Genomic DNA, 13280 nt, shown 5'->3' with positions numbered 1-13280 from the left:
GCTCCGATGACAGAGCTGTGCACGGCGCTCACAACTCGCCGAGATCGTCGGGCAACTCGCCGAACTTGTGCAGCAGCCGGGCGTCGCAGAATTCCCCCAGCAAGGGATCCCCGCTGCGGCTGAAGGCAATGGCGCCGATGTTGTCCGGCAAGCGCGACATCGCTTCGGCACGACGCAGCGCTGCGGACGAGCTCTGGCATTCCTCGGCCGCGCCTGCGACCAGCATCCCTGCCTCGTCCCGTCTGAACGGCATGGCGACGTAATAGGTGATGTCAGGCATTGCACGCACCTCCCGGCCTTCGTCGAAGCTGCGAGCGAGCGCGGTGGCAAACGTCCGGAGAGCCTCGACGGCCTAGGGCTCAGGCCGCATTGTTCTGCGCATCGTCCGAAATGGTGTTGGGCATGCAGCCGCAGGAGATTGCCGCCCGCAGCTCCTGCAGCTCCAGCTCGAGATACTCGTTCGCCATGATCAGCGCCTTGATCGTGGAGCGCAGATTGCCGTCGCACATCGCGATGGCTTGGTCACAGGCCTGTTCATAGAGGCGATCCTGTGGGGAGAAGGAGGCGGGCATCACAACCATCCTTGTTGTCAGGAGTTACGAGGGGCTGGTCCGATTGTTCTCTTTTTGTTCTTGTTGTCAAGGCGCTTCGGCAAATCCTGCACCGCTGTTGCGTATTGCTTGTGTGCATACGGTCAGCCGTGCTGACGCTTCGCCTCAGGCGATGATGTCGGGCGTGATCTGGTCTTCGATGAAGGCGATCCGATCGCGTAGCAGAAGCTTCCGCTTCTTCAGTCGTTGCAGCCGCAACAAATCGGGGGCGGGCGATTGATGCAAAGCGTCGATCGCCGCGTCGAGATCGCGGTGCTCCTGCTGCAGGCGCGCGAGTTCGGCCTGCAGTTCGCGCTCGTCTTGGTCAGCCATGATCTATGATAGCAAAAAAGCGGAAGGAAGTGGAAAGCCTTGCGAAGGCGGGCGCAAATATTGCGCCTGCGAAGCTGATAAGCAAGTCGCACTCCTCGAGATCGGTGCAGCTGTCCCGTGAATTTCGGGTTGGCGCCGGCTTTAGATTCGTCCGGATCTGCTCACGCTTCGTTACACACGGCGCTCAAATTTGCATGTGCGGTCTTTTGGCCCCATCGACAGGTCAAGCGACTTGTGTACACTCATTAGCCCTGGTCGAATCTCAGGTTCACCTACCGAGGAGGTTTCGAATGGCCATTCAGGCGCATCTCGTTGAACTGGAGCGTAAGCATAAAGTTCTTGAAAACGAATTGCATCAAGCTCTCCTGCATCCATCGACGGACGACCTGCGAATTGTCGAACTGAAGCGACGCAAACTGATGGTGAAGGATGAGATCGAGCGCTTGAGACAGGTAACCAGCGAAACACTTCACTGACATGTGACCATCATCCGCCGTACCATCTGATCGTAAGACCGTGCGCCTGGGATGGTGACGAGTCCATCCCAGACGCAACTCCAATCAAATTAGTTGCGATATACGATGAGGCGGACGCATCTGCCTGCGTTGTCTGCCTGCGTTGTCTGCCGGCGCATCTATCGCGACACGCCGTTCATCGCGATATCTGGGGTCTTCAGCTCGAGGCGAGATCGCAGACGTGAGCCGCAATCGCGAGCGATGACGTCAATCCAGGCGATTCAATTCCGAACAGATTGATGAGTCCGGGCACCCCGTGATCGCGCGGGCCCTGAATGACGAAATCCTGCGACGCCACGGCCGGCGGTACGATCTTCGGCCTGATACCGGAATAGCTCGGCATCAGCGCCCCATCCGGCAGCGACGGCCAATACTTGCGGATCGCCGGGTAGAAGCGCTCGGCGCGCGCCGGATCGACCGTATAGTCGATCCGGTCGATCCACTCGACGTCGGGGCCGAATCTGGCTTGGCCTGCCATGTCGAGCGTGAGGTGCACGCCGAGGCCGCCTGGTTCCGGCACCGGGTAGATGAGCCGGCTGAACGGTGCCCGGGCGCTGCAGCTGAAATAGTTGCCCTTGGCGAGATAGGCCGTCGGCATCAGCGACGACGGCATGCCGTCGATCAGCCGCGCCAGCTTCGGCGCGTCGAGGCCGGCGGCGTTCACCAGCAGCCGGCAGCTCAGCCTCATCGGTTGCGCGCCGCCCGCATCGACCTCGATTGATCCCCCGGTCGCCTTGGCCCGCAGCAACGGCGTGTGGAAGGCGAAGGCACCGCCGGCATCCTCGATCTCGCCGCGCAGCGACAGCATGAAGGCATGGCTGTCGAGGATGCCGGTGGACGGCGACAGCAGCGCGGCCTGGCAGGCCAGGGCCGGCTCCAGCGCCAGCGCTTCGGTTCCGGATAGCAGCCGCATACCTTCGACACCATTGGCTTCGGCGTGCGCGCGGATGCCCTGCAGCTTCTCGGTCTCGGCCGGATTGGTCGCAACGATCAGCTTCCCGCAATTGCGGTAGGGCACGCCATGGTCGTCGCAATAGCGGTAAAGTAGGCGTTTGCCGGCCACGCAGAAGCGGGCCATCAGGCTCCCGGCCTTGTAGTAGATGCCGGCGTGGATCACTTCGCTGTTGCGAGACGAAGTGACGGTTCCGATACCCTCGGCCGCCTCGAGAACGATGACCTCGCGTCCGGCCCGCGCCAATTGACGTGCGACGGCAAGTCCGACGACGCCGGCGCCAACGACGACGCAATCCACTCTATCCATGCATAGTCCTGAGACGATTGGGAGAAGTCATGCCTCGCTGCAATCCCTGGTGGGCGGAACCCCGGTCCGGAGTGCGAGGGCCCTTAGCAAACCATTCATCATAAGGCGCCATTGACCAAATTTGCTTCGTCTTTTTCGAAGTTTGCAGAACCCGTTTACCCGATCCCAATAGGTGAAGCCAGATACTGTCGCCGAATACCGCGGGTGATTGATGGCTGGCAAGAATTGGCAGGCGAGCGACCGAAACGCGTTTTCTGCGCGTGTCGTTGCGGCCTCGGTGGCCGCCATGGCAGCGTGGGCGGCTGCGCCGACCCGGGCCTGGGCCGCTTCCTCCGATTTCTCGCCCTCCGGTTACTTGGCCACCATCGAGCCGGACGTGCTCTGGAAGGTGTTGATCGCCGGCGTTGTCGTCTGCGCCTTCCTCGCGTCGGTCGTGATCTGGATCCATTCGGCCTTGCGGCGCGCCAAGCGGGCACAACTGCGGCGTAATGTTTTCATCAGCTCCGCGCTCAACAATCTGAGCCAGGGGCTGATGCTGACGGACGCCGCCAACCGCGTCGTCTTCTACAATCATCGCTTTCTCGAGATCTACGGCATGAGCCGGGCCGACATTCCGCCCGGTTGCACCGGCCGGGATCTGGTCGAGTTGCGGCGGCAGCGTGGCCTGCTCAATCTGACGGTCGAGGACTATGCGCGCCAGGCGCGGGCACCGGACGGGTGCCTGACCGAATTGCCCGACGGACGTGTGGTGCGTGCCCAGATTTTCCGTCTTCCCACCGGAGGATCGATCGGCATCCATGAAGACTGTACGGTGCAGCACCGGCTGGAGCGCGAGCTCGCCTCGACCAAGCAGTTCCTGGAATCGGTGGTCGATCAGGTTCCCGTCTGCGTCGCCGCCAAGAACATCGAGGACGGCCGCTACATCTTTGCCAACCGGGCGTTCGAGCAGTTCGCGCAGGTGCCGCGGGATCAGATCATCGGACGGCGCCCGAGCGACCTGTTCGGCGAGGAGACCGCGGCCGACATCGCGGCTGCCGATCGCGAAGCGATGCTGGCGCCTGGCACCACCTATTGCAGCGAACTCGTGGTTCAACGCGGTGACGAGAAGCGCATCCTGGACGCCCACCGGGTCGTTGCACGCAACGACAAGAACGAACCGCAATTCCTCATCGCGCTGTTCGACGATGCCACGGAGCGGCGATCGCTGAGCCGCGAGCTGGAGAACAGCAAGAAGTTCCTGGAACTGGTTGTCGACAACATTCCGGTTTCGCTCATCGTCGAGAGCGTCAGCGACGGCCGTTATCTGCTCGCCAACCGCAGCGCCGAGATCATCCTCAACCGCAAGCGCGAGGACGCCACGGGCCTGACCACCGCCGACATCTTCAATCCGCGCGAGGCCAGACTGATCACGGCGCGCGACGAAGCCGCCATCAAGAAGCGCGGCCTTCTGACCGAGGAACATCCGATCTCGACCAAGGACGGCCTGCGGCTGTTCCTGACCCGGCGGGCAACCGTGCTGGGCGAGACCGGCGAGCCGCAATATCTGATCAAGACCTATGAGGACGTCACAGACCGGCGCCAGACCGAATCGCGGATGGCGCACATGGCCTATCACGACGGCCTGACCGATCTGCCGAACCGCGCCGCGTTCCTGCAGGCCCTGAGCCAGATGATCGAGGCCTGCGCGGATACGGACGAGGAGTTCGCGGTCCTGAACGTCGATCTCAAGGGCCTGAAGGACGTCAACGACGTCTTCGGCCACGCCATCGGCGACAAGCTGTTGATCGAGGTCGCCCGTCGCGTCCATGCAGTTGCCCGGGGCGGGGTGGTCGCGCGGCTCTCCGGCGATGAGTTCGGGCTGATCATCGACGGCAAGCAACCGGAAACGGGCAGGGCGCTGGCCGAGCAATTGGCGGCGGCGATCGCGGTGGACTTCCAGATCGAGGGCAAGTCGATCCGCACCGCGCTGACGACGGGCATCTCGGTGTTCCCGCACAATGGTTCGGATCCGGCGTCGCTGCTCGCCAATGCGGGTGCCGCTCTGTTCCGCGCCAAGGCCAAATCGCGCGGCAGCATCACCTTCTACGAGCCTGAAATGGATCAGCAGATTCGCGACCGCCGCGTTCTGCATCAGGAGCTGTCTGTCGCGATCAAGCATGGCGAACTGTCGCTGTACTTCCAGCCGCAGGCCGTCTCCGGCCGCACGGTCGACGCCAGCGAGATCATCGGCTTCGAGGCGCTGGCGCGCTGGCAGCACCCGGTCCGGGGTTTCGTGCCGCCGAGCGACTTCATTCCGCTCGCGGAAGAGAGCGGCCTCATCGTCGAGATGGGCGAGTGGATCCTGCGCGAGGCCTGCCGCGAGGCGGCGTCGTGGCCCAAGCCGCTGCAGGTCGCGGTCAACCTGTCCCCGGCCCAGTTCGTCCATGGCGACCTCGTTGCGCTGGTCCACTCGATCCTGATCGAGACGGGGCTCGCGCCCGGCAGGCTCGAGCTCGAGATCACCGAGGGTGTGCTGATCGAGGATTTCGATCGCGGTGTCGCGCTGCTGCGCCGGCTGAAGGCGCTCGGCGTTCGCGTCTCGATGGACGATTTCGGCAGCGGCTACTCGTCGCTGAGCTACCTGCAGGCATTCCCGTTCGACAAGATCAAGATCGACCGCGCCTTCGTCATGAACATCGGCCGCAATCCGCAATCGGCGGCGATCATTCGTGCGGTCATCGGTCTGGGTCACGGCATGAACATGTCGATCGTGGCGGAAGGCGTCGAGACGCCCGAGCAGCTTGGCTTCCTCGCCGAGCAGGGCTGCGACTCGGTTCAGGGCTATCTGCTCGGCAAGCCCCTGCCGATCAACAAATACGACGGCATTGTCGGTCGCGCTCACGACGACGACGTCGCGTCCGTTCGCAAGACGGGCTGACCAGGCACTCCGGTCAGAGGCTGTTGCGCAACAGCGCGAATTTATCCGCGCGCACGACAGCTCGGCCGCTACGAGAATCATTTCCGCCGGTCTACGATCATTCGCCCTGGCACGCTCGAAGACCTTGCGTATGGCGGACTACGATCTTGCGATCATCGGCGGCGGTCTGAACGGCGTCAGCCTGGCACGCGATGCGGCCGGCCGCGGCTTGCGCGTGATCCTGGTCGAGCAGGGCGATCTTGGCGGCGCCGCCTCGTCGGCCACGTCGCGGCTGGTGCATGGGGACCTCGCGGCGCTGGAGCGCCGCGGCTTTCTGCGCGTGCGCCGCGCGCTCGCCGAGCGCGACGTCTGGCTCACGGTCGCGCCGCATCTGGTGCGGCCGATCCGCTTTGCGATTCCGGCTCACGCCAATGAGCGGCCGCCATGGCAGCTGCGCGCAGGGCTCTGGCTCTACGATCGCCTCGCTACGCGCAACCGGCTGCCGGCCGCGTCGGTGCTCGACGTCACGCATCATCCGATCGGCGATGCCCTGAAGCGTCCGATCGGGACGGCGTTCGACTATTCCGACTGCGTGGTCGACGATTCCCGCCTGGTGGTTCTGACCGCGATGGATGCCGCCGAGCGCGGCGCAGAGATCCGCACCGGCGCCCGCTGCGTGCGAGCCGACCGTGACCATCTATGGCGGCTCGCCATCATCGACCGCGGCCATCGCCGCATCGTCACCTCGCGCGCGCTCGCCAACGCCACCGGCGCGTGGAGCGTCTCGACGGCGGAAACCGTGCTGCGTCAGCCGCCGCCGCGGGTCACCGCGCGGCAGGTCAGCCAGATCATCGTGCCGCGGCTGTTCGATGTCGAAGCGGTCTACGTGTTTCAGAATTCGGATGGAAGGCTGATCTTTGCCCAGCCCTACGAGCAAGATTTCACCCTGATCGGCACGGTGGCCCACGGCTTCAAGGGCGACCCAGCCGTGGTGGCGGTGCCGGCGGCAGACGTGGCCTATCTCTGCAAGGCGGCGAACCGCTATTTCCGCTCGGACGTCCAGCCCGCGGATGTGGTCCGGAGCGTGTCCGGCGCCAACATGATGGTGCTGCGTGCTGCCGACAGCGGGGAATTGGAAACGATCGTGAGCCTTGATGCCGGCCGCGCCAAGGAGCCCGCCAAGGCGCCGCTCCTGACCATGTGCGGCGGCGATGTCACGACAGCCCGGCACCGGGCCGAGCGGGCGGTCTCGCGGCTTGCGCGCTTCTACCCGATGTCGCCGCGCTGGACTGCGAGCGCGCCGCTTCCGGGTGGCGATTTCGCCTGGGATCGGTTCGAGGATCTCGTCGACGACGCACGGGAGCGCTGGCGCTTTCTCGGCGAAGCCGAGGCCCGGCGGCTGGTCGGCGCCTATGGCACCCGGCTGGCGGAGATCCTCGGCGGGGCGAGATGCCGGGCCGATCTCGGACAGGCGTTCGGGCCGAAGCTGACGGAGGCGGAGGTCCGCTACCTCATGACGCGCGAGTGGGCGCGGTTTCCCGACGACGTTCTATGGCGGCGGACCAAGCTGGGCCTGACGCTTCCCGCTGCCGAACGCGATGCGCTCGCCGCGTTCATGGCGACGGTCGCCTGTGGCCGGGGCTCGCCGCAGGCCGCTGACGCGAGCGGGGATAGTCCGGCCCGTGCGGTTGAGCTGCAATCCATGGGCGGCTAGCTTGCCGACCGGCCGGGCGTTGTGGCCGGGCAGGGTGATTTGATCAGGACATGGCTGACGACATCGCAAATCCAGCGCCCGCCGAGGAGTCGGCGGCATCAGCACTGCCGGAACCGCGCCCCGATCCTCAGCCGCCGATCCTGCGGATCGAGAACGTCGTCAAGACCTTCGGCAGCTTCCGCGCCGTCGACGGCGTCTCGCTCGACATCCGAGCCGGCGAGTTCTTCGCGCTGCTCGGCCCCAGCGGCTGCGGCAAGACGACCTTGCTGCGCATGCTGGCCGGCTTCGAGACGCCGGATGAAGGGCGCATCCTGCTATCGGGCGAGGAGATCGCGCAGGTGCTGCCGCATCAGCGGCCTATCAACATGATGTTCCAGAACTACGCGCTGTTCCCGCATCTGAACGTGCGCGACAACATCGCCTTCGGCCTGAAGCGCGCCGGCATGCCGCGCGCCGAGATCGCCACCCGCGTCGCGGAGATGGTGGCGCTGGTCCGGCTCGAAGGCCTGGAGAAGCGCAAGCCCGATCAACTGTCCGGAGGACAGAAGCAGCGCGTCGCCCTGGCACGCTCGCTGGCGCGCCGGCCGAAGGTGCTGCTGCTCGATGAGCCGATGGCGGCGCTCGACAAGAAGCTGCGCGAGAGCACGCAGTTCGAGCTGATGGAGCTGCAGCGCAAGCTCGGCATGACCTTCATCATCGTCACCCACGACCAGGAGGAGGCGATGACGGTGGCGAGCCGGATCGGGGTAATGAACGCGGGAAGGCTCGAGCAGGTCGCTGCACCGCGCCGCCTGTATGAAGAGCCCGTGTCGCGGTGGGTCGCGGAGTTCGTCGGCGACATCAACCTGTTCGAGGGCGAGGTGACCGCGCGTGAGTCGCACCGGCTCCGGATCACGACCGCCGCTGCCGGCGAGCTCGCCGCAGCGCAACCCGTCACTCCGATCAGCGAGAGCAAGGTCGCAGTCGCGATCCGTCCCGAGAAGATCCGCCTCGCGCTTCGCCGGCCGGCGGCTGATGCCGCAGCGATCAACTGTGTCGAGGGCGCCATTTCCGATGCGAGCTATCTCGGCGGCAAGACCGTGTACAAGATCAAGCTCGACGGCGGCGCTGTCCTGCACGCGTCGCAAGCCAACACGGCCCGGCTCGACGCCGACGGCTATGGGCTGAACCAGCGCGTCGTGGCCTGGTTCACGCCCGATGATTGCGTGGTGCTGGAGCGATGAGCGCGCGCCGCATCTTCTCGCGTCCGGCGCGATTTGCGGCGATCGCGCCTTACGTCTGGATGGTGCTGTTCTTCCTGGTGCCGTTCGCCTTCGTCGCCAAGATCAGCCTGTCGCAGACTGCGATCGCGCAGCCCCCCTATACGCCGGTGTTCTCGCTGGCTGATGGTTTGTCGTCGCTTCGGGATGCATTTGCGGCGCTGTCGCTCGACAATTTCCGTCTGCTGCTGTCGGACGATCTGTATCTCGCGTCCTATCTGCGCAGCGTCGTCGTCGCGGCGACGTCGACCGCGATCCTGCTCCTGATCGGCTACCCGATCGCCTATGGCATGGCGCGGCTGCCCAGGCGTTGGCAGGGCATCGCGATGATGCTGGTCATCGTCCCGTTCTGGACCTCGTTCCTGATTCGCATCTATGCCTGGGTCAACATCCTGCAGCATGACGGCCTGTTGAACCAGATCCTGCTCGCGCTGCATCTGGTGTCCGCGCCGGTGGTGTGGCTGTCGACGGACAGCGCGATGTATGTCGGGATCGTCTATTCCTATCTGCCCTTCATGATCCTGCCGCTGTTTGCGACGCTGACGAAGCTGGAGCCGGCCCTGGAAGAGGCCGCCGCCGATCTCGGCGCCTCGCCGCGCCAGACCTTCTGGCTGGTGACGTTTCCGCTGTCGCTGCCGGGTGTCGGCGCCGGCGCGCTGCTGTGCTTCATTCCGATCGTCGGCGAGTTCGTCATTCCCGATCTGCTCGCCGGCTCGAAATCGCTGATGATCGGCCAGACGCTGTGGCTTGAATTCTTCACCAACAAGGACTGGCCGGTGGCCTCCAGCATCGCCGTGGTCCTCTTGGTCGTGCTGTTGCTTCCGCTTCTGCTCTACGACCGGCTGCAGCGCCGGCAGTTGGAGGAGAGCAGGTGATGGATGGCGTACAGCAAGGCACGTTCTCTCGCTCCCCTCCCCCTTGCGGAGAGGGGTTGGGGGTGGGGGTCCGCATCGGCGGTCTTTGCTGGGTGCCCCCCTCCCTGACCCTCCCCCACAAGGGGGGAGGGAACGGAGAGGGTTTCACTGGGATTGAGGGAGGAGGAGATCGTGCCTAGTCCCTCCCGCCTGTCGCGCTTCAACGTCGCCTCGCTGACGCTTGGGCTCGCCTTTCTTTACCTCCCGATCCTGATCCTGGTGATCTATTCGTTCAACGCCTCGCGGCTGGTCACGGTCTGGGGCGGCTGGTCGCTGCGCTGGTACCACGAGTTCTTCAACGACCGCGCGATGATCGATGCAGCCTGGATGAGCCTGCAGGTCGGCGCCACCTCGGCGACGGTGGCGACCTTGCTCGGCACCCTTGCCGCGGTGGCGCTGTCGCGCGGCCAGGGATTTCGCGGCCGCATGCTGTTCTCCGGCATGCTGTATGCGCCGCTGGTGATGCCCGAGGTGATCACCGGCCTGTCGCTGCTGCTGCTGTTCGTGGCGCTGGAGGCCGAGCGCGGCTTCTGGACGGTGACGCTCGCCCACACGACCCTCACGATGTGCTTCGTTGCGGTGATCGTACAGTCGCGGCTGGTCTCGCTCGACCGCAGCCTGGAGGAAGCCGCGATGGACCTCGGCTGCGATCCCTTGCGCGCGTTCGTGATGGTCACCTTGCCACTGATCGCCCCGGCGGTGGTCGCCGGCTGGATGCTCGCCTTCACGCTGTCGCTCGACGATCTCGTGATCGCGAGCTTTACCACCGGCCCGGGCTCGGCGACGCTGCCGATCCGGATCTATTCGGAAGTACGGCTCGGGGTGAAGCCGGAGATCAACGCGATCTGCACGCTGGTGATCGGGCTGATTGCCGTGGTGATCGTCGTGGCGTCGTTAGCTTCAAAGCTGTCGAGTGATCGCGGCGAGAGCGCTGCGCCACTATAGAAGTCGTCATTGCGAGCGTAGCGAAGCAATCCAGGGCCGCGCCAGGACTCTGGATTGCTTTGCTACGCTCAAAATGACGGAGAATGCTGCGGCAGCGTCGCTCAGGCCTCGAACAGATGCAACGCGGCGGCCACAACCGTGCGGTGGATCGCGCCGCGGTCGACCGACGGCGGATCGACGCAGCACGCCGGGTCGGCGCTGCGTCCGAGCGCGGTGCTCTTCGGCAGGAACACATAGTGGCCGGCCTCGTCGGCAACGACATCAAAGGTGCTGCCGCTGAGCCGCTCATGCAGCCAGCGCGCGGATGGCAGCAGGGCGTCCCCACCGCCGACCATGATGCGTGCGGGTACGCTGATCGCGGCGACGCTCTCGTCGGAGAAGCCCTGCACCGATCGGCCCGGCGCCAGCAGCAGCGCGGCCTTGATGCGGGGATCGCGATAGGAGGCCGACATCCGCCCCCAGGAGTCGCGAAAGATCTGGCTCTTCTCCATCAGCCGCGGCAGATGATCGACGAGATCGGGAAACTCGCGCGGTCCGCGGCCCAGATTGGCGCCCGGCTCGAACGGCGAGCGGAGCATGATGGCGCCGAGCAAGGCGGTGGCGGTGACGCCGCCGAGCGAATAGCCGACGGCGTAGATGCGGTCGGGGTTGATACGGCCTTCGAAATCGGGATGAGTGGCGATGTGGTCGATCAGCAAGGACATGTCGCGCGGGCGTTCCCATGAGCAGAGGAAGCCCTCTGCCCGGTAGGGTTCAGCGTTGCTGTTGCCATGATGATTGACGGCGACCGCGACAAAGCCGCGGGACGCCAGCTCGCGCGCCAGCCATTCGAACTGCAGGCCGTTGCAGCCGGTGCCATGCGAATACACGACGAGCGGGCAAGTCCCGTTGGGACCGAGCGGCGCATCCAGCGCCGCAGGTCCCGCCTCGAACCATCCTTGCGGCCATGGGGCGACCGGAAGCGCTGCTTCGATCGCGCTATCCGCGGCCGGATACCAGGCGAACCAGTCGATGGGCCGCGGCCCGTCGTCGTCCCAGTTCGGCCGCGAAGCGTCGGCGAACCGTCCCTGACGAAATCCGACCCTCATCGCTCCGTCACGACTTCACGGCGCCGGCGGTCAGGCCGCCCACCATGTAGCGCTTGAAGGCATAATAGACCGCCGCGGGCGGCAGCGCGTAGATGAAGCCGGTGGTCATCAGGAGCTCCCACGGCGAATCGTCGGCGGCCAGGAAGTTGCCGAGCGCCACGGGCAGCGTGATATCCTTGTCGTTCGACAGCAGGAGGAACGCGTAGAGGTACTCGTTCCAGGCCAGCAGCACCGCATAGGTTCCGATCGCGACCAGCGAGGGCATCATCAGCGGCACATAGACGAGGCGGAAGATCTGCAGCGGGCTGGCGCCATCCATGACGGCGGCCTCGTCCAGCTCGACCGGCAGCTTGTCGGAGGCCTGTTTCAGCACCCAGATCGCGTAGGGCGAGGCAATCGTCACCATCGCCAGGATCAGCGACCAGTCGTTGTTGAGCAGGCCGTATTTGCCCATGGTGCGATACATCGGCACCGCGAGGAACGCCGCCGGGATGAAATAGGTGAACAGCGCGAGGTTCATCACCACCCGGCTGCCGGGCACGCGCAGGCGCGAGATGGCGTAAGCCGCGCAAGTCGCGATCACCAGGGTCAGCGCGCCGACGGCGGCGGCAATGATGACGGAGTTGCCGAACTGGATCCAGAAATCGCGCAGGAAGTAATGCTGCTGGTGGAACACGATCGAGAAATTGTGCAGCGTCGGATGGTCCGGCCACAGCTTGCCCGAGAACGCGTCCTCCTTCGGCGAGATCGCGAACAGGAACATGTGGTAGATCGGGATCATCGTCCAGATGAAGACGGGGATGCCGATCAGCAGCAGCCGGGCCTCGGTGCCGACTTCGCGCAGGGTGGGGAGCTTCATCGCGACAACCGCTTCATCATGAAATAGACCAGGGGGAGCACCAGCGGCATCGCGCAGACGATCGAGGCCATCGCGAGGCTGAGCTGATCGAGCCGGAGATAGCGGATGCCGAGCGTCGCCAGCACGTGGGTGAGATCGGCGGGACCGCCGCCGGTCAGGAGATAGACGCTGTTGAAGTCGCCGAGCGTCCAGATCATCGAGAGCAGCGTGCAGGTGATGTAGAGCGTCTGCATCGACGGCCAGGTGATGAAGCGGAACTTCTGCCACCAGGTGGCGCCGTCGACCTCGGCGGCCTCGAACAGGTCCTGCGAGATCGCAAGCCGCCCGGTCATCAGGATCAGGGTCCAGAACGGCAGCGATTTCCAGATGTGCATGCCGATCGCCATCGACAGCGCGACCGTCGGATCGTTCAGCCAGTTGGGGCCATCTTCGCCGGTGAACTTGAAGATCAGCTGGTTCACCACGCCCCATTCGGGATTGAGCATGAAGCGCACCGACAGGATGGTCGGGATCGAAGGCACCGCCCAGGGCAGGATGAAGATGACCGACAGCCATTTGATCCAGCCGCGCTGCTGAATGAAGAATCCGGACAGGAACAGTGCGATCACCATCTTCAGATTGATGCCGACCACAAGGAAGATCAGCGTGTTGACGGCGGCGCGCGCGAAGATGGGGTCGTTATACAGCGCGACGTAGCTGGCCGGCTCCCGGGCGAGCCACAGGCCGTAGCCGACGGGATAGACGACGAAGGCGAGGAAGACGAGCAGATAGGGGGCAAGCATGACGATGCCCCACACCTGTGACGGTGTGAGCAGCACCGGGCGCGGCGCCTCCGCGAGTGCGGAATCGGAAGCTGAGAGCGTGATCGCCATGGTCGTTTTTCCCGGGTCGTCTCTTCCCGCCTAT

13 protein-coding genes are annotated in these 13280 nt (G+C 64.9%); 6 read left to right on the top strand and 7 right to left on the bottom strand.

The genetic code is table 11. From position 1 onward, the window contains the following. Positions 1-28: 28 nt before the first annotated feature. The 3 genes from ACQR0W_RS14770 to ACQR0W_RS14760 form a co-directional block, all read right to left on the bottom strand. Positions 29-280: a hypothetical protein gene (locus tag ACQR0W_RS14770; RefSeq protein ID WP_316171496.1), complete on the bottom strand. Its 252-nt coding sequence runs from the start codon at positions 278-280 to the stop codon at positions 29-31. 79 nt (positions 281-359) lie between these two features. Then, positions 360-572: a hypothetical protein gene (locus tag ACQR0W_RS14765; RefSeq protein WP_315717552.1), complete on the bottom strand. Its 213-nt coding sequence runs from the start codon at positions 570-572 to the stop codon at positions 360-362. Between the two features lie 144 nt (positions 573-716). Next, the gene (locus ACQR0W_RS14760; protein WP_009028242.1) at positions 717-923 is read right to left on the bottom strand and encodes a YdcH family protein; all 207 of its coding nucleotides are present in this window, start codon (positions 921-923) and stop codon (positions 717-719) included. A gap of 290 nt (positions 924-1213) precedes the next feature. On the opposite strand from ACQR0W_RS14760, the gene ACQR0W_RS14755 reads away from it, so the two are divergent. Further along, entirely contained in the window at positions 1214-1399 is a 186-nt protein-coding gene (locus tag ACQR0W_RS14755) for a YdcH family protein (protein WP_315717551.1), read from the top strand. 196 nt (positions 1400-1595) lie between these two features. Here ACQR0W_RS14755 and ACQR0W_RS14750 read toward each other — a convergent pair whose 3' ends face one another. Next, positions 1596-2699: an NAD(P)/FAD-dependent oxidoreductase gene (locus tag ACQR0W_RS14750; protein ID WP_316171497.1), complete on the bottom strand. Its 1104-nt coding sequence runs from the start codon at positions 2697-2699 to the stop codon at positions 1596-1598. 211 nt (positions 2700-2910) lie between these two features. Between ACQR0W_RS14750 and ACQR0W_RS14745 the strand changes: the two genes are divergently transcribed. The 5 genes from ACQR0W_RS14745 (at position 2911) to ACQR0W_RS14725 (ending at position 10427) form a co-directional block, all read left to right on the top strand. Continuing rightward, a complete protein-coding gene (locus ACQR0W_RS14745) occupies positions 2911-5616 on the top strand; it encodes a sensor domain-containing protein (protein ID WP_316171498.1) in 2706 nt (901 codons plus the stop codon). A gap of 130 nt (positions 5617-5746) precedes the next feature. Then, entirely contained in the window at positions 5747-7309 is a 1563-nt protein-coding gene (locus ACQR0W_RS14740) for a glycerol-3-phosphate dehydrogenase (protein ID WP_316171499.1), read from the top strand. Between the two features lie 50 nt (positions 7310-7359). Then, positions 7360-8532 (top strand): ABC transporter ATP-binding protein, encoded by a 1173-nt coding sequence (locus ACQR0W_RS14735; protein WP_316171500.1) that lies wholly within the window; start codon positions 7360-7362, stop codon positions 8530-8532. Continuing rightward, positions 8529-9443: an ABC transporter permease gene (locus ACQR0W_RS14730; protein WP_315753900.1), complete on the top strand. Its 915-nt coding sequence runs from the start codon at positions 8529-8531 to the stop codon at positions 9441-9443. The genes ACQR0W_RS14735 and ACQR0W_RS14730 overlap by 4 nt, the downstream gene beginning before the upstream one ends. A 171-nt stretch (positions 9444-9614) precedes the next feature. Continuing rightward, the gene (locus tag ACQR0W_RS14725) at positions 9615-10427 is read left to right on the top strand and encodes an ABC transporter permease (protein ID WP_315810583.1); all 813 of its coding nucleotides are present in this window, start codon (positions 9615-9617) and stop codon (positions 10425-10427) included. Between the two features lie 101 nt (positions 10428-10528). Here the strand turns inward: ACQR0W_RS14725 and ACQR0W_RS14720 are convergent, their stop codons facing one another. From ACQR0W_RS14720 to ACQR0W_RS14710, 3 genes are read right to left on the bottom strand one after another with little or no spacing between them, the layout of a single operon-like run. Continuing rightward, on the bottom strand, positions 10529-11515 hold the full coding sequence (locus ACQR0W_RS14720) for an alpha/beta hydrolase family protein (RefSeq protein WP_315754981.1): 987 nt from the start codon (positions 11513-11515) through the stop codon (positions 10529-10531). Positions 11516-11522: 7 nt separating this feature from the next. Continuing rightward, positions 11523-12374: a carbohydrate ABC transporter permease gene (locus ACQR0W_RS14715; RefSeq protein ID WP_315717543.1), complete on the bottom strand. Its 852-nt coding sequence runs from the start codon at positions 12372-12374 to the stop codon at positions 11523-11525. Further along, on the bottom strand, positions 12371-13246 hold the full coding sequence (locus ACQR0W_RS14710; protein WP_315810585.1) for a carbohydrate ABC transporter permease: 876 nt from the start codon (positions 13244-13246) through the stop codon (positions 12371-12373). The genes ACQR0W_RS14715 and ACQR0W_RS14710 overlap by 4 nt, the downstream gene beginning before the upstream one ends. Between the last annotated feature and the right edge of the window lie 34 nt (positions 13247-13280).

It is taken from the genome of Bradyrhizobium sp. HKCCYLRH1034, assembly GCF_051168375.1.
Classification (GTDB): Bacteria; Pseudomonadota; Alphaproteobacteria; order Rhizobiales; family Xanthobacteraceae; genus Bradyrhizobium.
The sequence above is the reverse complement of the archived record's forward strand: the minus strand, read 5'-3'. Positions and strand labels throughout refer to the sequence as shown.

Excerpts from the sequence above, each read along its gene's own strand:
- ACQR0W_RS14765 (WP_315717552.1), bottom strand. The coding sequence starts at position 572 with ATGCCCGCCTCCTTCTCCCCACAGGATCGCCTCTATGAACAGGCCTGT.
- ACQR0W_RS14770 (WP_316171496.1), bottom strand. The coding sequence starts at position 280 with ATGCCTGACATCACCTATTACGTCGCCATGCCGTTCAGACGGGACGAG.
- ACQR0W_RS14750 (WP_316171497.1), bottom strand. The coding sequence starts at position 2,699 with ATGGATAGAGTGGATTGCGTCGTCGTTGGCGCCGGCGTCGTCGGACTT.
- ACQR0W_RS14760 (WP_009028242.1), bottom strand. The coding sequence starts at position 923 with ATGGCTGACCAAGACGAGCGCGAACTGCAGGCCGAACTCGCGCGCCTG.
- ACQR0W_RS14735 (WP_316171500.1), top strand. The coding sequence starts at position 7,360 with ATGGCTGACGACATCGCAAATCCAGCGCCCGCCGAGGAGTCGGCGGCA.
- ACQR0W_RS14715 (WP_315717543.1), bottom strand. The coding sequence starts at position 12,374 with ATGAAGCTCCCCACCCTGCGCGAAGTCGGCACCGAGGCCCGGCTGCTG.
- ACQR0W_RS14755 (WP_315717551.1), top strand. The coding sequence starts at position 1,214 with ATGGCCATTCAGGCGCATCTCGTTGAACTGGAGCGTAAGCATAAAGTT.
- ACQR0W_RS14745 (WP_316171498.1), top strand. The coding sequence starts at position 2,911 with ATGGCTGGCAAGAATTGGCAGGCGAGCGACCGAAACGCGTTTTCTGCG.
- ACQR0W_RS14710 (WP_315810585.1), bottom strand. The coding sequence starts at position 13,246 with ATGGCGATCACGCTCTCAGCTTCCGATTCCGCACTCGCGGAGGCGCCG.
- ACQR0W_RS14720 (WP_315754981.1), bottom strand. The coding sequence starts at position 11,515 with ATGAGGGTCGGATTTCGTCAGGGACGGTTCGCCGACGCTTCGCGGCCG.
- ACQR0W_RS14730 (WP_315753900.1), top strand. The coding sequence starts at position 8,529 with ATGAGCGCGCGCCGCATCTTCTCGCGTCCGGCGCGATTTGCGGCGATC.
- ACQR0W_RS14740 (WP_316171499.1), top strand. The coding sequence starts at position 5,747 with ATGGCGGACTACGATCTTGCGATCATCGGCGGCGGTCTGAACGGCGTC.